Origin of the sequence: Thermococcus sp. ES12 (genome assembly GCF_012027515.1) — an archaeon.
In the GTDB taxonomy this organism is placed as follows: domain Archaea; phylum Methanobacteriota_B; class Thermococci; order Thermococcales; family Thermococcaceae; genus Thermococcus; species Thermococcus barossii.
Map to the genome: position 1 here is coordinate 1 of NZ_SNUP01000072.1, position 442 is coordinate 442.

Here is a 442-nt window from a genome sequence, read left to right on the forward strand (position 1 = left end):
TACAAGGGTGGTTGAAGATAAGGAAGAAAGAAAGATCATAAGAACCTACGGGGGTAACAGAAAGGTCAGATTGGTTAAGGCACTCTATGCAAACGTCTTTGAAAATGGAAAAGGCAAGAAAGTAAAGATAATCAGCGTTGTTGAGAACCCAGCAAACAGGCAATACGTAAGAAGAAACATTATCACAAAAGGTGCAATAATCCAAACAGAAATTGGAAAAGCCTTAGTGACATCAAGACCTGGCCAAGAGGGTATTGTAAACGCAATACTTATAAAAGAGGAAAGTGCCTGATTTCTCTCTTTTTCTGCGAATTCTTTATATCCCTTAAACACATATTTTTACTTAGGTGTAGACAAGTGGAATACTCCCGTGTGGAAAAGATATTAGCTAGTTTGTTTGTGCTCTTCCTTCTTATTGCAAGCATAAACTTTCTTAGAGAGC

At 37.6% G+C, this 442-nt stretch carries 1 protein-coding gene; it reads left to right on the forward strand.

Translation table 11 applies throughout. The annotated features are described in order from the left end of the window. Nucleotides 1-292 (forward strand): 30S ribosomal protein S8e (locus E3E37_RS11090; RefSeq protein ID WP_167717404.1); only part of this gene is annotated, 292 nt, incomplete at its 5' end. Nucleotides 293-442 lie beyond the last annotated feature (150 nt).